This window comes from Mesorhizobium sp. B2-4-14 (assembly GCF_006442155.1).
Classification (GTDB): Bacteria; Pseudomonadota; Alphaproteobacteria; order Rhizobiales; family Rhizobiaceae; genus Mesorhizobium.
Window position 1 is genome coordinate 56,861 of the sequence record NZ_VFVA01000001.1, and the last position, 20,077, is coordinate 76,937.

General features: G+C 61.4%; 14 protein-coding genes and 1 pseudogene. 13 read left to right on the forward strand and 2 right to left on the reverse strand.

The window, feature by feature from the left end; all coding sequences use genetic code 11:
* Nucleotides 1-146 precede the first annotated feature (146 nt).
* Both FJ938_RS00285 and FJ938_RS00290 read left to right on the forward strand, forming a co-directional pair.
* Nucleotides 147-1,178 carry a LacI family DNA-binding transcriptional regulator gene (locus FJ938_RS00285; RefSeq protein ID WP_140607107.1) on the forward strand — a complete coding sequence of 344 codons (1,032 nt, stop codon included), beginning with the start codon at nt 147-149 and terminating at the stop codon, nt 1,176-1,178.
* A gap of 205 nt (nt 1,179-1,383) precedes the next feature.
* A pseudogene (locus FJ938_RS00290) lies at nt 1,384-1,663 on the forward strand (leucine zipper domain-containing protein); the annotation flags it as partial.
* A gap of 211 nt (nt 1,664-1,874) precedes the next feature.
* On the opposite strand, the gene FJ938_RS00295 reads toward FJ938_RS00290, so the two are convergent.
* Both FJ938_RS00295 and FJ938_RS00300 read right to left on the reverse strand, forming a co-directional pair.
* The gene (locus FJ938_RS00295) at nt 1,875-3,527 is read right to left on the reverse strand and encodes an ABC transporter substrate-binding protein (protein ID WP_140690145.1); all 1,653 of its coding nucleotides are present in this window, start codon (nt 3,525-3,527) and stop codon (nt 1,875-1,877) included.
* 156 nt (nt 3,528-3,683) lie between these two features.
* Nucleotides 3,684-5,681 (reverse strand): FAD-dependent oxidoreductase, encoded by a 1,998-nt coding sequence (locus FJ938_RS00300; RefSeq protein WP_140690148.1) that lies wholly within the window; start codon nt 5,679-5,681, stop codon nt 3,684-3,686.
* A gap of 130 nt (nt 5,682-5,811) precedes the next feature.
* On the opposite strand from FJ938_RS00300, the gene FJ938_RS00305 reads away from it, so the two are divergent.
* The 11 genes from FJ938_RS00305 (at nt 5,812) to FJ938_RS00355 (ending at nt 20,059) form a co-directional block, all read left to right on the forward strand.
* A complete protein-coding gene (locus FJ938_RS00305; RefSeq protein WP_140690150.1) occupies nt 5,812-6,810 on the forward strand; it encodes a helix-turn-helix domain-containing protein in 999 nt (332 codons plus the stop codon).
* 153 nt (nt 6,811-6,963) lie between these two features.
* Complete coding sequence (locus FJ938_RS00310) at nt 6,964-7,650, forward strand: GntR family transcriptional regulator (RefSeq protein ID WP_140690153.1); 687 nt, start codon at nt 6,964-6,966, stop codon at nt 7,648-7,650.
* A gap of 476 nt (nt 7,651-8,126) precedes the next feature.
* On the forward strand, nt 8,127-9,038 hold the full coding sequence (locus tag FJ938_RS00315; protein ID WP_140690156.1) for a dihydrodipicolinate synthase family protein: 912 nt from the start codon (nt 8,127-8,129) through the stop codon (nt 9,036-9,038).
* Complete coding sequence (locus FJ938_RS00320; RefSeq protein WP_140690159.1) at nt 9,031-10,548, forward strand: aldehyde dehydrogenase; 1,518 nt, start codon at nt 9,031-9,033, stop codon at nt 10,546-10,548. The genes FJ938_RS00315 and FJ938_RS00320 overlap by 8 nt, the downstream gene beginning before the upstream one ends.
* Entirely contained in the window at nt 10,545-11,876 is a 1,332-nt protein-coding gene (locus tag FJ938_RS00325; protein ID WP_140690161.1) for an FAD-binding oxidoreductase, read from the forward strand. The genes FJ938_RS00320 and FJ938_RS00325 overlap by 4 nt, the downstream gene beginning before the upstream one ends.
* Nucleotides 11,877-11,958: 82 nt before the next feature.
* Nucleotides 11,959-12,810: a glycine betaine ABC transporter substrate-binding protein gene (locus tag FJ938_RS00330; RefSeq protein WP_140690163.1), complete on the forward strand. Its 852-nt coding sequence runs from the start codon at nt 11,959-11,961 to the stop codon at nt 12,808-12,810.
* Between the two features lie 75 nt (nt 12,811-12,885).
* Complete coding sequence (locus FJ938_RS00335) at nt 12,886-13,977, forward strand: glycine betaine/L-proline ABC transporter ATP-binding protein (RefSeq protein WP_140690165.1); 1,092 nt, start codon at nt 12,886-12,888, stop codon at nt 13,975-13,977.
* A 15-nt stretch (nt 13,978-13,992) separates the two neighbouring features.
* Nucleotides 13,993-14,841 carry an ABC transporter permease subunit gene (locus FJ938_RS00340; RefSeq protein WP_140690167.1) on the forward strand — a complete coding sequence of 283 codons (849 nt, stop codon included), beginning with the start codon at nt 13,993-13,995 and terminating at the stop codon, nt 14,839-14,841.
* A complete protein-coding gene (locus FJ938_RS00345; RefSeq protein ID WP_140690170.1) occupies nt 14,838-15,698 on the forward strand; it encodes an ABC transporter permease subunit in 861 nt (286 codons plus the stop codon). Before FJ938_RS00340 ends, FJ938_RS00345 begins: the two co-directional genes overlap by 4 nt.
* Nucleotides 15,699-15,717: 19 nt before the next feature.
* A complete protein-coding gene (locus tag FJ938_RS00350) occupies nt 15,718-16,716 on the forward strand; it encodes a 4-hydroxyproline epimerase (protein ID WP_140690172.1) in 999 nt (332 codons plus the stop codon).
* Nucleotides 16,717-17,071: 355 nt separating this feature from the next.
* Nucleotides 17,072-20,059: an NAD(P)-dependent oxidoreductase gene (locus tag FJ938_RS00355; protein WP_140690174.1), complete on the forward strand. Its 2,988-nt coding sequence runs from the start codon at nt 17,072-17,074 to the stop codon at nt 20,057-20,059.
* Nucleotides 20,060-20,077 lie beyond the last annotated feature (18 nt).

Below are 20,077 nucleotides of genomic sequence, written 5' to 3' on the forward strand. Positions count from 1 at the left end.
ACACGGCCTTTGCCGTTCTCGATCTGCCATGAGCGGGAATGATCGCTTCCCGACCGCTTTTATGGGTTGTCTTGGTAAAAAAATAAATTTACGCATGAAAAATCCTGTTCGCCCATTGCGGGCGTCTCAAGCGCGGGAAGTCGAACATGAGCGAGCCGAAGATCAGGACCATGGAAGAGTTTGCGACCGCCAGTGGTCTGTCGCGGCCGACGGTCTCGAAATATTTCGACAATCCCGATAGCGTGAAGCCGTCGACCCGGGCGCGGATCGAAAAGGCGCTGAAGGATTACGACTATCGACCGAACATCTTCGCTGTCAGCATGAACCGGAAGCAGCCGAAGAATATTGGCGTCATCGTTCCCCACATTTCCGATCCGTTCTACGCGGAGGTCGTTCGCCAGATCGAAATGCGCTGCCTTGCCGAAGGGTACTGGGCGATCGTTCTGTCCTCACATGGGGAACGCAAGCTGGAAGCCCGCGCGATGCGCACGCTGATGTCGCTCAATATTGCTGGTGTGCTTATGGCGCCGCTGGGTTTCGAGACGGACGCGACCCTATTGGCCAGCCTCGTGAATTCAGTGCCGATCGTGTTCCTCGACAATCGCGTCAATGCCGATCAACCGTTCGTCGGAACCGACAACCGACAGAGCATCGGCGACATTACCGAGTATCTGTGCCGCACGGGAGAGCATCCCTGTTTCCTGGAAATGCCGGCGGTCAATCAGAACGCGCTGGAGCGCCGGGCGGCGTATATCGCAACCATGGAGCGGCTCAAGATTGAGCCCATCATGCTGCCGATCCGAGCCGGGGGCTGGGATTTCGAGGAACTAGGCTACCGGGAAGCCGGCCGTATCCTTGACAGTGGCGGCTTCCCCACCCGGACGGTTCTATGCGCCAACGACCGCCTCGCTTTCGGCGTCATCGCCGCTGCCTACGAGCGCAAGCGGCCGGTCGGACGTGAAGAGGACGGCGGATTGCGCGTCGCGGGTCATGACGACCATCCACTGAGCCGCTTCACATGCCCGCCGCTGACGACAGTGGCGCAGGACTATCGGGGCATCGCCGCCGCCGGGGTTGACATGCTTTTCGCGCGGATCGGGGATGACCCTCAAGCGCTTGATGGCGGATCGGAAGTCATACGACTCGAAGCCAAGTTGATCATGCGCGGTTCCGCATAGACCGATCGGGTGTCGCATACTCCACCAGTCTCGTACAAACCTTCTGCTCCATTCGTGTTGTCGGCATCTGTCGCTCAGAGACCGCGCGATCAAGGTCGGCATGTCGGCGTCGCCCACCTCGTACTAGCTGTGAGCCTTCAGGAGGTTGTCTGTTCGGCCCCGACCAAGAAAACTGAGGAAGCTTCAGTGATTCTCGGAGGACCGACTGAACATCCACAAGAATGCCCGTCCGAAGCCGCTGCGTCGAGGAAATGGCCCGTGACGTTATTGGAGGCCGTCCTTCCAAAGCCGATGCGGCGCGGACATACGGGGTGACGGCGAAGGTGGTGGCGCGCTGGGTGGAGTGCTTCCGGATCGAGGGAAGCGCCGGCACGCTCGACCGTTCCTCGCGGCCCAAGACAAGCCCAGGGCGAACCGAAGCCGCGGTGGCGGATGCGATCATGGCGCTGCGCCGGCAGCGCGTGACCGGCAAGCACATCGCTATGCTTCATGCTCGATCAGCGTGGCCGCAGTTGAGACCCACGGCTGTGGTGGCTGGCATAGTTGGAGTGGTCAGTTCGGCCGGCCAAAAAATGACGGCTCCGATGGTTTGGATGTTCCTCGGAGGGAAACATCCGTGACGACCGCGAAAATCTCCATCCGAAGAGGCAAATTCCGCGGCCGCCAGCTGGCCGTTTGGGCTGAGGCTTGAATGCGTCAGGCCTGTTCTAGCCAGACCTTCTGCAGATCCATCTGGAAGGTCGGGTGAATGGAATAGTTCTTCACCTTCTTGCTCATGTGATTGTAGAGCTTCTGCCAATAGGGTTGGATGATGATCCCCGAGTCCTGAATCATGGTCTCGATGTCCTTCATCACCTCACGCCGCTTCTCGGGGGCGCTCACCGACAGGGCCTCCTTGAGCTTCTTGTCGAACTCCGGATTGGAGTAACCCGTCTCGTTCCACGCCTCGCCGGTACGGAAGGCCAGTGCCAGAACCTGGACGCCAAGCGGACGCATGTACCAAACGGTCACGGAGTAAGGATACTTCGTCCAATCGTTCCAGAAGGTCGACCCGGGCATTACCCTGCGCTTGACCTTAATGCCCGCGTCGCGAAGCTGGGCGGCGATCGCATCCCCAGTGCTCTTGTTCCAATCATCGTCGACGGTGATCAATTCGTGCTCGAAATCCGCCTGACCCGCCTCCGATATGAGTTTTTTCGCGCCAGCCGCGTCGCGCGCTTTCTTGGGCAGAGGGTAGTATTCGGGGTGAATCGGGCTGACAAAATGGTTCTCGCCCACCGTGCCGCGCCCGGCATAGCCGAGTTGAAGCACAACGTTGTTGTCAACGGCCATCTGGAGCGCGTTGCGCACGCGCTTATCGTCATACGGCTTCTGCGTGACGTTGGTGCGGGCAACCAGTGTGGTCGCGGTCTGGATCTCCGTCTGGTGAAGTCCAAGCTTGTCTAAAATCTCGACATAGTCCGCTCCGGTTTCATTATTGAGGTCAACCTCACCGGACTCGAACGCACTCACCATTGCATTTGGATCGGTCCCGTAGTCGATGAACTCGACCCCGTCCAGCAGTGCTTCTCCGCCCCACCATTTTCCGCTCTCGCGCCGCTTCAGCACTGCCTTCTGGCCCACGTCGTAGGAGACGAGCTCGAATGCACCGGTTCCAATCGGCTTCGTGATCGGATTGGCGCCATCTGCGTCGAAATTCCTGTGCACGACCAAGGCCGGGTAGTCGGTGAGACCGGCAATGAGCGCGATATCCGGGTCGCTCGGCGAGAGCTTGACCGTATAGTCATCGACCTTGGTAACGGCGCCCTCGCGCACCTTGCCCGTATTCGGGTCAACCAGGCTGTTGACACGTGCCGCCATCGAATTGCCCTCAGCCTTCTTGTCGCACCAGCGGCTGAAATTGTGGACGACATCGTCGGCATTGAATGGGTCGCCGTTGTTCCAGGTCACCCCCTTGCGGACATGAAGCAGGTATTCGGTGGCGTCGCTGTTGACTTCCCAACTCTCCAGAAGCACCGGTTCGAAAGTGAATTCGCGGGTGTAGCGGACCAGCGGCTCCAGCCAGGTGCGACTGATATTGGCCATCTCGACCCAATCATAGGTACGCGGGTCCTTCTGCTGCTTTACCACCATGGCAACGCGGAGCGTTCCGCCCTTCTTGCCTTCTGCGGCGAACGCGGGCACCGGCGCGGCCAGGCCGACCATGCCGTAAGCGACCGCGGTCGATGCGCCGAACGCACTAGCCATCGCAAGGAATTCGCGCCGGTCCATGTGGCCATCACGAACGTCCTTCGCCATGCGCGTGATCGCCTTTGGCACGCGGGTTCCTCCGCTTTTGAAAAACTTCATTTCGAGTGCTCCCTGTTGTTGATTTCTTGTCTCTCACGCATTTGCCCAACCAACCGTGGGATCCCTGGGCATCGGCGAGCGGGCCTCCGATTCGGGACGGTTGCGTCTCCTCAACTTCCGCGAATGGCCAGTTGAAGATGGTCAGTGTCTGGCAGTCTAGATGGATTGGCCGAGCACCCTCCCCTCGTAGATTGCCGCCACGGCGAGCCGCGGCGCCAATGCGTCGCCGATGACCTTCGGTCTCAGCGCGGGTACCTGCTCTTCAAGTTCATCCAGCACCCACGTATCTGAGACGTTGGTGGTTGCAAGGACCAGGGTATCGGCCTTTATGACCGTTTCGGTCCCATCGAGATGGCTCCTGACAGTCGCTCCGTCCCCGTGCCATTGCTTGACCACAGCGTCAGTTATCCAGCGGCCACCTGCATTTTTCAGGCGTGCGCGAGCGACGCCGTCGCTTTCCGTCCGCTGCAGGTAACGTCCGAGCACAGGCCAGGACGTGACGACGGTGACGCGATGGCCACGCGCCACGATTTCGAGAGCGGTGCCGAGACCTCGCCAGTCACCTGTGTCGTCGATGAGCAGCACATGATCGCCCAAGCGTGCTGTCCTCGTCATCACGTCCTCGACTGACCAGACATTGGGCAAGTCAACACCCGGAAGGCGGTCTTGCCCAGGCAGGCCACGCTGGAACCCCGTGCCCGAAGGCTGCGAGCCCGTTGCGATGACGATTTCCTCGAAGTCGCGGCCGGTAATCTCGTGGGCATCAAGCGGGGTATTGAAGAGCAGGCTTACGCCCAGCCTGGTCAACTGTCGTTCGTACCAGTCAATCAGTTCCAGGATTTGAGACCGGCGCGCTTGCAGGCCAGCGAGCCTGAACTGCCCGCCGAGTTGCGGGCCTGCCTCGGCGAGCGTCACGCTATGACCGCGCTCGGCGGCGACGCGAGCCGCTTCGAGACCGGCCGGGCCGCCTCCCACCACCAGCACGCGCTTAGGTGTCTCGACCCTTGCGAAGCTGTCGCCACCCCATTCGAATTCGCGGCCAGCTGAAGGATTGACGAGGCACGAGATCCAGTAGTCCCTCGAGCGTCTGCCCCAGCACATCTGGTTGCATGAGATGCAGCCGCGAATGTCAGTGTCGCGGCCACTCGCCACTTTGTTCACCCAGTGCGGATCCGCGATCTGGCCGCGCACAATGCTGATCATGTCGGCCTGACGCGACGAGATAACCTCGTTGGCGTTTTCCGGCGTGCGGATGTGACTTTCCGCCTGGACGCGAGTGTGTTTGCAGACCTCTTTCAACGCCTGGGCGTTGGGGGCGCCCAGTTTGTCGGCAAACAAGAAGGTCGGCATGACGGAGGAGTGGTCGAAGTAGCTGCCCGTGCCGCAACTGATGTAATCGATCAGGGCGCGCGTATCATGGTAGGCGGCGATCTCCTGGAGCAGTTCCGTATTCATCCCGACATCGACCGAGGCATCGATGCTCGAGGCGAGACCGATGATGAACTCGTCACCAACCGCCGCACGAATGCGCGAGGTAATCTCGGTCGAGAAACGCATCCTGTTTTCGAAGGAGCCGCCCCAGCGGTCTTCGCGCCGGTTCGACCATGGCAACCAGAATTGTTCGATGAGCGAATTATAGGGGCCGAACAATTCCACGCCGTCGAAGCCGCACTCCCTGGCTCGGACAGCGGCGCGAACGAAGCTCTCGATTATCTCCTCGATCTCGGCTTCCCGCATCCGATGGCTGCCGTCTCCATCGTGGTAGGACGGCAGGCCCGATGGTGACCAGTTCGCCGAGTAGGAATTGTCGTAATCCCCATGCTGGCCGACATGGTAAAGCTGGTGGACCATAACCGCGCCTTCGGCCTTGCATGCATCGGTGATCGCCCTGAAGCCGGGGACCACCGCATCGTCGTCGTGGCGAAAATTGCCCCGAGTCAACCGAGCCGTGCGGTGGACCGGCATCGGCTCGACCACGATCATTGCCGCGCCTCCCCTGGCCCGCTCCAGGTAGTAGCCCAGGTGCCGCGCTCCAGGCAGACCGTCGTCGGCCATGTTGGCGGTATGGGCACCAAAATTGATCCGGTTGCGCAGCGTCTTGTGGCGCAGCTGGAGCGGCTCGAGAATTTTCGGGAATGCCGACTTCAGCGTCATCTTTGGTTTCCGCGCCGTGAGCGCTCACCTGATTGGGATGACCGAACATTAGCGGTTCGCGAAATTCACGAATTGTGATTTCGATACGTTTTTCATAAGAATTGGACGGATCCGCAAGGAGGGGCTAGCTTTGACGACCGCGCTGAAGGCACCTGATCGCGTAGGACTTCCCTACCTGAAGATCGGCATCATCCTATGCCCGAGCTTCACGCTGACCCCGATGGCGAGCTTCGTGGATGCCATTCGACTGGCTGCCGACCGGGAGGATCAGAGCCGCCAGGTTTATTTTTCGTGGGACTTCATTTCAGCAGGGCAGCATCCGGTACGTGCGAGCTGCGGCCTGCAGATGGTTCCGAGCGGAAATCTGGATGATCCAGGCAGATATGACTGCGTTGCCGTATGCGGCGGCCTCGTGCGAGACATGGGGGGAATCCCGCAAAGGACGTATGACTATCTGCAGGCTGCGGACCAACGTGGCATCCCCATCATCGGTTTGTGCACAGGCAGCTTCGTTCTGGCACAGGCGGGCCTTCTCAACAATCGGGAATGCGCTTTGCACTTCGATACCCTGGGCGAATTCGTGGCCAGGTTTCCGAATGTCAGCCCCGTCACCAACCAGAACTATGTTATTGATGGCAACATCCTCACCTGTCCGGGGAGCATCGTGGCCATTGAGGTCGCGGCCTTCCTCATTGCGCACTACAGCAATGTCGGCAGAGCTCAAAAGGCCCTCAACTATCTCCTCTTCAAACCCGAGGAGCCTCGCATCGCCCTCAGAACGAAACCTTACGAGGAGGCGCTCGGGGCGGCGTCGCGGCTGACTGTGGAGGCCGTGAAGGTGATGGAGACGCGTATCGACGCGCCGTGCTCGATCGACGAGCTCGCGCGTTCTCTGAACACCTCTAAGACACGCCTGAATCGGGCTTTCCTGGCAGATCTGCAAACCGCACCAGCCATATTCTGGCGGCGGATACGTCTTCTCGCCGCGCGTGAGCTGCTGGCGAGCCGACGGCGCAGCGTCACCGAAATTGCATATGAGACCGGCTTCAGCGATACGGCGCATTTCTGCAGCTGTTTCAAGAAGCACTTTTCGATGACACCCCAGCAATTCAGGCGGATAGGGAAATAAGATGATGCGGATGCAAACGTCGGCGCATCGGAACAGACCTCGCTCTCCGGCCATATTGTGTACGAGGAAAATACAATCCGTTGACTCACGCAGGAGCCCATGCGACTCTGTGCGAGCATGATCGACTGGCAGAGATGATTCCGAAGGTGCGCGATGAAGGGAAGCAAGGGCAGTCTCTACGACGATCTGAAGCGCCGCATCCTGACGATGGAACTCGATCCGGACGAGGACCTGGATGAGGTGGCGCTGAGCGAGCGCTATGGCTTGTCGCGCACCCCGGTGAGGGAAATCTTTCGTCGGCTGGAAGGCGAAGGCTACATCGAAATCCGCGCGAACCGGGGCGCCCGGGTCGTCCCTATGAACCATTCGACCCTTCGACAATTCTTCTTGGTAGCCCCTATGGTCTACGCCGCTATCGGCCGGCTGGCGGTGCAGAATTTCAAGCCTTCACAGATGTCGGACTTGAAGGACACGCAGGAGCGTTTCCGCGACGCGAGCAAGTCAGGCGACCCACTTTCCATGGTGGTCGAGAACAACAGGTTTCATGAGATCATCGGCGAGATGTCCGGCAACGTCTATCTGCAGCCCAGCCTCGGCCGCCTGCTGATCGATCATGCCCGTATCGGCCATACCTTCTTCCGCCCGCGCAATGATGACATGCGCAAGCGCCTCAAAATTGCAGTCGAACACCACGATTGTTTCATCTCGGCCATCAGCGGTCATGACGAGGATGCCGTCGTCGACTTGGTGTTCGAACACTGGGAATTGTCACGCGAGAACATGGAGATGTTCATCGCGCCACAGGGCATGAAGGCAGATGCCTTGGTCGGCGATAACTGACGGCATCGCCGCGATTTTCAGATCGGCCCTTTGCCGCTTCATAGCTCGTCTGGCCTGTCGGTCGGGGTATGGCAGGCCTTGCTCGCGAAGGTTGCCTCAGCATCCACAAGGCACGTCTGCCGGTCCCTAAAGGCGCACCTCGCGCTTCAGTTCTGATCTGACACGCCGGCTCGGTCGCGAGCGGTTCTCTCCTCGCGGGCTGGTCGGCTTTGCCAGCGGCAGGACCGCTGTCGCATTTCTCCGGACGGCGCTCCGGTTCACACCTTCTGTCGCGTGTGTTTTATCCGTATAAAATTTGTGTACTCAAATAATACAATCCGTTGACTCCGGCTCTCCGCTGTGCAATCCTGCGCGGCATCAAATGCGATCGACCGGTTTCGGGCGCTGGGGATTCTCACCGGAGAGTTCGCAGACAGTTCCCCCTTGGCTGAATGACGCTTTGGTCGGAAATGGCCACTCCACGATGGAGATTTGTCTTGAAATTCGAGGGCATCTACACGCCGGCGGTCACTCCGCTCGGCCCGGACGGTCAAATCGATCACGCCGCTTTCGCGGACGTTCTGGAGTCACTCATCGAAGCCAAGGTGCACGGCATCATCGTCGGCGGATCGACCGGTGAATATTATGCCCAAACCGCGCAGGAGCGCTTCGATCTCGGCGCTTACGCCAAGCAAGTGATCGGCACCCGCCTTCCGCTGATCATCGGCACGGGCGCCATCAGGACCGAGGACTCGGTCGAATACGCCAAGTCGGCGAAGGAGATCGGCGCCGACGCGATCCTTGTATCCTCACCGCCATACGCCCTGCCGACGGAGCGCGAAAATGCGGTGCATGCGCTCACCGTCGACCGCGCGGCCAACCTTCCGATCATGCTCTACAACTATCCTGCTCGTATGGGCGTGATGATGGGCGAGGAGTATTTCTCCCGCGTTGGGAAGTCCCGGAACGTCGTCGCCATCAAGGAAAGCTCCGGCGACATGGGCAACCTCCACCGGCTAGCCCGCAAGTTTCCGCACATCGCGCTTTCCTGCGGCTGGGACGACCAGGCGCTGGAATTCTTCGCCTGGGGGGCCAGGAGCTGGGTCTGCGCCGGCTCGAACTTCCTGCCGCGCGAGCATGTCGCGCTCTACGAGGCCTGCGTGCTCGAAAAGAACTTCGACAAGGGCCGCGCCATCATGAGCGCGATGCTGCCGCTGATGGACTTCCTCGAATGCGGAAAGTTCGTCCAGTCGATCAAGCACGGATGCGAGCTGATCGGCCTGAAGACAGGCGGCGTGCGCGCGCCGCTGCGGCCTTTGAATTCTGAAGAAAAGCGATCCCTGCAGACTGTCGTCGCCACGCTGAAGCGCACGGTCGCCCAGATCACGTCGGGAGCCAACCATGCATGAGCCTTTGACCGCCGCCGAATACAAGGCACTCGCCGCGGAGCTGCAATTCCCGACCAACGCCTTCATCGACGGGGCGTTTCGTCCGGCGAATTCCGGCAAGACCTTCAAGACGACCAATCCGGCAACGGGCGAGGTTCTCGCCGAGATCGCCGCGTGCGATGCCAGTGACGTCGACTTTGCCGTGGCAAAAGCCAGGGAGGCTTTCGACGACGGGCGCTGGCAGCACCTCGCGCCAGGCGAGCGCAAGGCCGCGCTGCTGAAGTTCGCCAAGCTGCTCGAACGCAACCGCCACGAGCTGGCGGTCATGGAAAGCCTCGACAGCGGCAAGCCGATCCGCGAATGCCAGACGGTCGATGTTCCCGACACCATTCATACCATCCGCTGGCACGCCGAGCTGATCGACAAGCTCTATGACAACACCGCGCCCGTCGGCTCTAAGGCGCTGACCATGGTGGTGCGCGAGCCGGTCGGCGTCGTCGGCTGTGTCCTGCCCTGGAATTTTCCGCTCTTGATGCTGGCCTGGAAGATCGGCCCGGCGCTGGCCGCCGGCTGCTCGGTGATCGTCAAGCCGGCGCAGGAGACAACGCTGACCACGCTGCGTGTCGCCGAGCTCGCCCATGAGGCCGGCGTCCCGCCTGGCGTCTTCAATGTCGTCCCCGGCGGCGGCAAGGACGTGGGCGAACCGATCGGTATGCATATGGGCGTCGACATGGTGGCGTTCACCGGATCGACGCCGACAGGCCGCCGTTTCCTGCGCTACGCCGCCGACTCCAACCTCAAGCGCGTCGTGCTGGAATGCGGCGGCAAAAACCCTGCAGTGGTTCTCGAGGATGCCGAGGACCTCGACCTCGTCGCCGAGCAGGTGGTCAACGGCGCGTTCTGGAACATGGGCGAGAACTGCTCGGCGACGTCGCGGCTCATCGTCCACGCCAAGGTCAAGGACGAGCTGCTGCAGCGCATCGGCGCCTACATGCGGGAATGGAAGATGGGCGATCCGCTCGACCCGGAAAATCGCATCGGTGCGCTGGTCAGCAAGACCCATTTCGAGAAGGTGAAGTCCTTCCTCGCCGACGTGAAGGCCGAGAAGCTCTCGATCGCCCATGGCGGTGCCACGCACAAGGGCGCGTACATAGAGCCGACCGTCGTCGACGGGGTGACGCCTGCGAGCCGCCTCTTCCAGGAGGAAATATTCGGGCCGATCCTTTCGGTCACGACCTTCAATTCGCTGGCCGAGGCGATCGCGCTTGCCAACGATACGAATTACGGGCTCACCGCATCCGTCTACACAGCAAGCTTGCGCAAGGCGATCAAGCTTTCGCGCGAAATTCGGGCCGGCGTGGTCACGGTCAACTGCTTCGGTGAAGGCGACGCAACCACGCCGTTCGGCGGCTACAAGGAATCCGGCTTCGGCGGGCGCGACAAGTCGGTCTTCGCGCATGACAATTACTGTGAGCTGAAGACGGTCTGGATCGATCTCTCCGACCGTTCCGTCGACGAGACCATCCGGTGAGCGATCTCGTCGTCAAGCGGCTTCCGGCTGAATCGGGAACCTCGGGCTGGGAGGCGATCAGCAGGCGCTGCTTCCCTGTCCGCACGCTTGACGGCGATATCAAGGCGGACTGGCTGATCATCGGTGGCGGCTTCGCCGGCCTTTCCGCCGCGCGGCGGCTGGCTCAACTGCGGCCCGGCGACAGGATCGTGCTCATGGAAGCCGGAGAGATCGCCAAAGGCCCCGCCGGCCGGAATTCCGGCTATATGATCGACACCCCGCACAATTTGTCGTCGGGCGAATATTCCGTCGCCGGCGAGGCCGAAACAAAGGCGGAGATCGCCGAGAACCGTTTCGCGATCGCCTTCGCCGCCGAGGCGGCGGCGGAATACGGCATGTCCGCGCGCACCTTCGATCCGTCGGGCAAGATCAATGCGGCGGCGACCGAGCGCGGCATGACGCTCAATGCCAATTACGGCCGCTCGCTCAAGGCGATCGGCGAAGAGCATCGCTTGCTGAGTTCGGATGAGATGCGGCAGATCACCGGATCGTCCTACTACCTCGGCGGCCTCTACACGCCCGGCGCCGTGATGATCCAGCCCGCCGACTACATCCGCGGGCTCGCCGCCGGACTGGCCTCGAAAGTCGACATATTCGAGCATTCGCCGGTGCTCAAGCTCACCCGGGCTGCGGGGGCCTGGAAGGCGGTGTCGCGCACCGGAAGCGTCACCGCGCCGAAAGTGATCCTCGGCGTCAACGGCCATATCGATGATTTCGGTTACTTCCGCGGCCGCCTGATGCACATCTTCACCTATGCGTCGATGACTGCCCCTTTCACCGCGAAGTCGACGGGAAAGGACCGGTGGGCGTTGCTTCCCGCCGACCCGATGGGCGCCACCGTCAGGAAGATAAGCAGCGACGGCCTCTCGCGGATCGTGATCCGCACCCGGTTCACCTATGACTGGCCCGTCCGGGTCAGCGAAAAACGCATGGACGGGATCGCGTCCGAGCAACGGGCATCGCTCAATGCCAGGTTCCCGGACCTCAAGGACGTGCCGTTCGAATATGTCTGGGCCGGGAGGCTTTGCCTCAGCCGCAATCACGTGCCCGCCTTCGGCGAGATCGAAGAAGGCCTCTATTCGGCGTGCTGCGAGAACGGCCTTGGCACCGTCAAAAGCACGCTCGCTGGCGTCATGGCCGCGGACCTCGCGACCGGCACCCGCTCGGGCATGCTCGACAGATATTCGGATCAGCCTCAGCCCGCACGGCTTCCCCCCGAGCCGCTTACGTGGCTGGGCGTGAACACGGTGATCCGACTGCAGGAATTGCGTGCTGGCCGCGAGGGATGAGCCCTGGCCGCGCAATGTGAAGGCTGAGCAGGCGCAAAGTCTTCAAAATGGGAATGGAAACGAAAACTAAGGAGTGAGGAACATGAAGACGTTGTGGAAAGCGCTCTGCGCTGCCGCGATGGTCGGGATGACCATGTTTTCGGCCCAGGCCGAGGAAAAGACCATCACCATGGGAACGATGTCGTGGGAGGATCTCACTCCCATCACCGGCATCACCAAGAAGGTGCTGGAAGACGCAGGCTACACTGTCAAGGTGGTCGACTTCTCCGAATGGGGCATCGCCTACGCCGCGCTGACCAAGGGCGACATTCAACTGCTCGCCTCGCAGACCGACTATGTCGCCCAGGATTATTGGGACAAGAACAAGAAGCGTCTCGAGAAGGTCTCCCCGGTTTCGCACGGCCTGTACCAGGCCATTGCGGTGCCGAACTACGTGACAATCGATTCGACGGATCAGCTGAACGACAACGCCGACAAGTTCGGCGGCAAGATCGTGGGCATCGAACCTGGCTCGGGCCTGATGCGCGACGCTGCCAAGGCGGTGAAGGACTACGGCCTGAAGCTGCAGCTGGTCGAAGGCAGCACGGCCGCCATGACGGCCGCCCTGAAATCGGCCATCGATCGCAAGGAATGGATCGCCGTCACGATCTGGGAGCCGTCCTGGATGATGCAAAAATTTCCGGTGAAGTTCCTGAAGGACCCCAAGGGTGTCTTCCCGCCGCCGCAGAGCTATTACTGGATCGCCAGGAAGGGTTTCTCGGCTGACCATCCGCATGCTCGCGAGGTCATCGCCTCAGTCTATGTGCCGCTCGCCGATATCACCGCGATCAACGGAGCGGTCAGCGACGGCAAGAAGATGGATGAAGCCGTCAAGGCCTGGACTGAAGCTCATGCCGATCTCCTGAAGCGCTGGGAAAACATCAAGAGCGAGTGACGCTGGCATGGCGGGCCGCCGAACCGGCTGCCCGCCTTCAAACACGATGGCCATTGGTGGCCGATGGGGAATGCAATGAACACTGCCTTGAATGCCCCCAACGAAGTTCTCGTCGACTGCAAATCCGTGTGGAAGGTTTTCGGGAGCCGCGCGCCAGCCGCCGTCAAAGCCATCTTGGAGCGCGGGCTTTCCAAGAAGCAGGTGCTGCAGGAATTCGACTGCGTGGTCGGCGTCGCCGATGCCACGTTCCAGGTCGGCCGCGGCGAGATCTTCTGCGTCATGGGCCTCTCGGGAAGCGGCAAGTCGACGCTGATCCGACTGCTCAATCGCCTGATCGAGCCGAGCCTCGGCAATATCACCGTCAAGGGAAAGGAGATTGCGAAGCTCAATGCCGCCGAGCTGCGCGACATGCGTGCCCGGAACATCGGCATGGTGTTCCAGAGCGTCGCGCTTCTGCCTAACCGCACGGTCCTTGAGAACGCCGGCTTCGGCCTAGAGGTGCGAGGCATTGCCAAGGAAGAGCGAAACAAAATCGCCCGCGCGGCGCTGGAAAAGGTTGGGCTTGCCGATTGGACCTCGCGCTATCCCTCGGAACTGTCCGGCGGCATGCAGCAGCGCGTAGGCCTCGCCCGGGCGCTGGCGGCCGACCCGGAAATCATCCTCATGGACGAGCCGTTCAGCGCGCTCGACCCGCTCATCCGCCGCCAATTGCAGGACGAGTTCCGCGAGTTGACCAAGTCGCTCGGCAAGTCCGCGGTCTTCATCACGCACGATCTCGAGGAAGCCATCCGCATCGGCGACCGCATCGCCATCATGAAGGACGGCGTCATCGTCCAGATCGGGACGGCCGAGGACATCGTGACCAAACCCGCGGACGACTACGTCTCCGATTTCGTCGCGGGCATTTCCAGGATTCATCTGGTCAAGGCCCATTCAGTAATGCGCCCCGTCGGCGAGTTCAAGAATTCGCAGCCGCAATGCGACGTGAACGCGCTTCCCCGGACTTCACCCGAAGCCGACATCGGTGAGCTCATCGATCTGACCACGCAGTCCGATCGCGATGCGGTAGCTGTGGTCGAGGACGGGACTGTCGTCGGCATCGTCACTATCCGCGGCTTATTGCGTGGTGTCGCCGGCAAGCCCACCGGAGAGCTGGTCGCTGCATAGCTCAGGAGGAGCGTCATGGACATCTCGACCATAACCGACACGTTCGACAGCTGGACGGACACGGCTCTCGGCTGGATCAGCGACAATGGCGACTGGCTGTTCGAAACGCTGAGGGCAGTGCTTGAAGGAACCTATAACGGTGTCCTCTGGCTGCTGCAGCTCGCACCGTTTTATGTGATCGCGATCGTCGCGGCGCTGGTCGCGTGGCGGTTGATCAACAGCTTCGCCGGCGTACTCGCCGGTCTTGCCCTCGTCTTATGCGCGGTGATGGGTCTCTGGGCCGAAACAATGAGCACGCTCGCCCTGGTGATCACCGCCACCATGCTGGCGCTGCTGTTCGGCATTCCGATTGGCATCGTGGCAGGATTCGTGCGTGCATTCGATCGCTTCCTCGAGCCGATACTCGACCTGATCCAGACCCTGCCGCCTTACATCTACCTTCTGCCGGCGATCGCGCTGCTGGGCTACGGGCCGGCGACCGCGCTCGTCGCCACCTTCATCGTCGCCATGCCGCCGGCCATCCGGCTCACCGCGCTCGGCATCCGCATGACGCCGCGCGAATTCGTGGAGTTGGGACACGCGACCGGCCTGACCCCGTGGCAGATGTTCGTGAAGATCAGGCTTCCTTTCGCCATTCCAAGCGTGATGGCGGGCATCAACCAGAGCCTGATGATGGCATTCGGCATGGTCGTCATCGCAGGCATCGTCGGTTCGGGCGGTCTCGGCGAGACAATCTATTCGGCCGTGCGCACGCTCGACATCGCCACGTCGATCAATGCCGCGATCGCCATCGTCATCCTGACCATGGTGCTCGACAGGCTCACGCAGAGCGCAGCCCGCCGAGCCAAGGGAGTCACAAGATGAATTTCGCTCTGCCCAGCTTTTCGCCGGGGGCTTACCTCGCCCCCGCCGTGGATTGGCTGAACACCAATTTCCATCCGTTCTTCGATGCCGTGGCCAGATTGATCGAGGCTGTCTTAAGCGGAATCGAGGCCGCCCTGCTCTATCCGCCTGCCTATGTGACGATCGTGGTGGCCGTGGCGCTTGCTTTCTTTCTCGTTGGCATCCGGGTTGCGATCGTCACTGTCATCGCACTTGCCTTCTGCCTGCTAGCCGGCTTCTGGGCCGCGTCGATGCAGACGCTGGCGCTGGTGACGGTGGCGGTGATCATCTCAGTCTCGGCCGCCTTCCCGCTCGGCATCATGGCCTCGCGCTACAAGAAGTTCGAGGCCGCGATCCGGCCGGTGCTCGACATCATGCAGACCGTGCCGCCATGGGTCTATCTCATCCCGGCGGTCATGATCTTCAGCCTCGGCCGCGTTCCGGCGATCATCGCCACGATCATCTACGGCATTCCGCCGATGCTGCGCCTGACGACGCTCGCCTTCAACCAGGTTCCGAAAGACCTGCTGGAACTTGGGCAGGCCACGGGCGCTTCGCCGCGATCCATTCTCTTCAAGATCGAAATCCCATCCGCAACTCCGACCCTCATTGTCGGCCTCAACCAATGCATCCTCCTCTCGTTGGCGATGGTGGTGCTGGCCGGACTGGTCGGCGCGGGTGGCCTCGGCGCGGAAGTGACCCGTGGTTTGACCCGTATGGAGATGGGCCTCGGCCTGCGGGCCGGTCTATCGATCGTCGCAATCGCCATCTTCCTTGACAGGTTTTCGAGGGGCGCTCTGCAGCGCAGCCGCGCACCCGGCGCGGCAAAGACCGCCTGAAGGGAGGAATTGTAAGATCATGCGCCGCAGCTTCTTCTGCATAGATGCCCACACATGCGGCAATCCGGTTCGGCTCGTCGTCGGCGGCGGTCCCTTGCTGCCACGCGCCCCGATCGCCGAGCGCCGCGAGCTGTTCATGCGCGAGCATGACTGGATCCGCCAGGCTCTCATGTTCGAGCCGCGCGGGCACGACATCATGTCGGGCGCCATCATCTACCCCGCATATCGCGAGGACTGTGATTTCGCCGTCATCTTCATCGAAGTCAGCGGCTGCCTGCCGATGTGCGGCGCCGGCACGATCGGACTGGTAACGGCAGCCATCGAAGAGGGCCTCGTAACGCCGCGTGTCCCGGGCAGGCTCTCGATCGAGACACCGGCGGGAAGAGTGGATATCCAGTATGAGAAGCCAGGCGAGTTCGTAGAGTCCGTGCGGATGTTCAACGTCGCGAGCTATCTCCATGCGGCCGATGTCAGCGTCGATGTTCCAGGGCTCGGCCCGCTCGTCGTCGACATTGCTTACGGCGGCAATTTCTACGCGGTTATCGAGCCGCAGGAATTTTGGCAGGGGTTGGACGGCATGTCGGCGAGCGACATCATCGACCTCAGTCGGCGTCTGCGCGACGCCTTGGCACCCGTCTGCAATCCGGTCCATCCCGAGGACGAGAGGATCAGCGGCGTGCATCACGCCATCTGGTGCGACAGGCCTTCGGGCAGCGATGCCGACGGCCGCGGCGCGGTGTTCTATGGCGACAAGGCGATCGACCGTTCGCCGGGCGGCACAGGGACCTCGGCGCGCATGGCGCAGCTCCATGGCAAGGGAGGCCTGAAAGTTGGCAATAGCTTCCGCCAGGAAAGTCTGATCGGCACGGTGTTCGAGGGCCGTGTTGAGGCAGAGATTGGTGTTGGACCTTTCAAAGGGATTCGGCCGAGCGTCGGCGGCTGGGCACGGATCATCGGCCACAACATCATATTCGTGGATGATCGTGATCCCCTGGCCCACGGTTTCCAGCTCAAATAGATTGGGACCGACGCATGATGCAGTGGCGGACGCAAAGCTGGGGCAAGACGTTCGGCCAGCCTCCCAGCAAGTACAGGTCAGCGGGTTCGAGCTGAGGCGAGGCCCAGCGGATGGGCGGTCGCTGATCACAGATCAGGCGACCCGGCGAAAGAATCCGGGCAGATGTCTCAAACTGGTGGTGTGATTGTCGCAAGCATCGCAGCCACAAACGGACATTTACGATCTAGCTCGCATCCGCCAGCAGACGGGTATCCATGCCGCCGCGAAACGTGGTGCGCTGTTGGCACGGTAATACCCGGCACGAACCGCGCATTTGCGAGCACAAACAGTGTCTCACAGAGAGGATAGCTCCCGCATGTCGACTATTGCTGAGATGAAGGAACAACTTGACCGCGAGAGGAACATCACTCGCTCAGGCCCTCCAAAGGCCCCGTCGAATCCCTTCTTCGGAGTGGGTCCTATTACGGACGCGACCATCGACGAGGTTGCGGGAAGGCTGCGTCGGGTCGAGTTCGATGCCTGGTTGGAGGCCAACTACCGCAAGCTCGACGACAAGGGCAACGACCTTGGTCCGTTCACGACGGCTGAGATTGGCCGCAGCATGCATCGAGGCTATCCGGCAGACAAGATTCTAACCGACATGATGCGCTCCATCCATCAATACTTCGAATTTCCGAAGCAGAATCCGATGGCCGTGGGACTAGGTGGAGGGCACAGCGGCTTTACGGTCGCGGTCTTGCATCTCATGAACCCGAACGACGCCAAGCAGCGCGTCTATGTCGACACTACGAAGCCGGAAGCCGCCGAGTCCGACGGCGCTGGATTCTTCAGGCAGTCCTGGGCGACGCAGGTTCTCGAACTCCAGAAGTTTGCGAAGAACGGCAGCGCCGACAGAGTTCAGTTCGCGACCGTCGAAGGGTCGATCCCTGCTGCGGCCGAGCTCGAGGCTCTCGGGACGACTCTCTTCGTCGGCGTCGGGCACGAGACCACGGGCGCGAACTCCTATAGCCGATCCGAGGTTGAGGAACTTCTGAAGTGGCTCGATGGCGATCCTGAAAACCGCCACGCCGTGTTCGACGCAACGTCCATGCTCGGGGCGATGCCTTGGGGCGAAGATCTCGTGCGGGAAGTCCTCGCGAAGTGCTGCGTGTTCATGCCGTTCCAGAAAGCGATCGGCGGCATCTCAGGGTACTTCGTCATTTCATTCACCCCCCAGGCATTGAAGCTCATCGAGGACAACCTGAACGACCCTGCATGGGCTATCCCCCGCCAGTTGAAGCTGGCACCGCCCGTCGACGCGAAGCTCCCGATCAGCGGAAAGAGGTCGTGGGCGATCGGCCCCTTCTACGACGCGGGCCAGCACCGCATGCTCGGCGGAGTCATCAACACATACAGCGCGCTCGCATTCGCCGAAACCACGTTCGGCCTTCTTCAAACTGCCAAGCGTGTCGGATCGGCAAGCGACATGAACCGCCGCTCGGTAGAAAACCGCCGAGTAATCTCCGATTGGATCGACAACAGCTCGCTCCTGAGCTTCACCGTCAAAGAGCCCGAAAAGCGCGGGGCGGCCGTCGTTCTTCTGAAAGTCAACGACCCCGATATCGCCGACAAGCAGATCCACGCCCGGATCATTGCACGCTCGAAGCAGCTTCTTGGCTACGAGGGCATTACGCACGTGAATGGCGAACACGAGAAAGGTCTGGATGCTGCCCGGTATGTGAACGCATTCCCTGGCATGCCTGGCGACTACCGGGCATGGATCGGGGGCATCCGCGATGCCGAGGATATCCGCCTTCTCCTCGACAACCTCGCCTATGCCTACCGCAGGGCGAAGATCGCCGTCCTCGAAGAGGAACTCGCGGCGCAAGGCGAGCGGTTCGACCGCGCCGCCTCCGCCGACGGCTTGGCCAGGAAAGATGATCCGAAGCGCGCCTACACGGTCCTGATCGCCGATTTGCTCGGCCTGCGAATGGGGAAGGACGGCTCGCCCGACTGCAGTGAGATCGCCGCATACATCCGTAAGAAGGGAGGCGAATTCCACTTTGGTCCGCTCCAGGACCGAAGCGCACTGGAAGGAGGGAGGATCCACTTCTTCTATCAGCCGGGGCTAAGCACGGAAGCCGAGCTTCTGGGATGCACGGCCCAGGAAGAGTACGATGCCCTGATCACGGCGGCCACTTTCATTCCCAGGCAGTCGGTGTTTCCGCTTGGCGGCGTGAGGATTGGCGCCGGAACGGGAAACATGGGCTCCGCCTCGTGGGGCGGCCCTGACGGTGTCGGCGGTGTCGCGCCGCTGATGAACACCCCGGGCATCAACAGCCGCGCCACGGCCCAGATGGTCATGAAGGCCCTTATCAAGGTCGTTCCCAATCTTCCGGTCGATGAACTGCATGGCAGGACGGTGGCCGGGAATTTCGACACGGGGCGCGACCTGAAGGACTTCCCGACAGCAAAACTCGAAGGGCAGAAACTTGCCGTCCTGGGATACGGCAACATCGGCAGGGAGGTGGCCAAGCTGGCGAAGGCGTTTGGCATGCGCGTTTGCGTATACGCCCGTGAAGCTCACAGAGACTGGATCGAAGCGGAGGGTTTCGAATACGCCGACAGCCCGGTGAAGGCAGCGATCGATGCCAACGTCCTCTCGGTGCATGTCGGCCTTGGCCGCCTCGATGCGTCAACTGGCAAGTTCAGCAATGCCGGTCTGGTCAACCATGAAGTGCTCTCCGGGCTCGCCGACGGGGCGGTGCTCATCAACTACGATCGCGGCGAACTCGTGGATATCGATGCCCTCGATGCAGCGTTTGTGGCGGGCAAGGTGAGCTATGCTTCGATAGATGCGGACATCTTCAGCAATGCGGACAACGGCACATTGCGGGGGCCTCTCGTACCCTATCTGCCGCTGAGCGAGCGGTTTCCTGGCAAGCTCGAGCTTCTTCCGCACGTCGCGGCCGACACCGATCATCCAACTCGTGTCGCCGGAGCCAAGCAGGCGGTTGACCAGATCTACGACGCCATCCAGTTCAAGGCCGTGCGAAACTTGAAGGGCACATTGCCCGAAGGGTACGTTGACCTTGGCCCAACCGTCCCGGTAGGCATCGGCCAATCGACCTCAGCCAACCTTCGCGCCCTCGCGGATCAAGCCGACGAGTTGAAAGCGCTCCGTCAGCTCTCTGAGAGGATTGCGGCTGTAGTTGGCGGGATCGATGCGACATCGGATCCGGAGCGGCGCGCGGCCTTGATCATCAGATATCGCAGCGACTTCGCGCTCGATCTCCTAAAGCACCGTCGAATCCTTGACGAAGCCGGGCTCTTCGCCCCGGCTGCAAAGGCCTCGGCAGAATAAGTGGTTTGCTGACCTGTG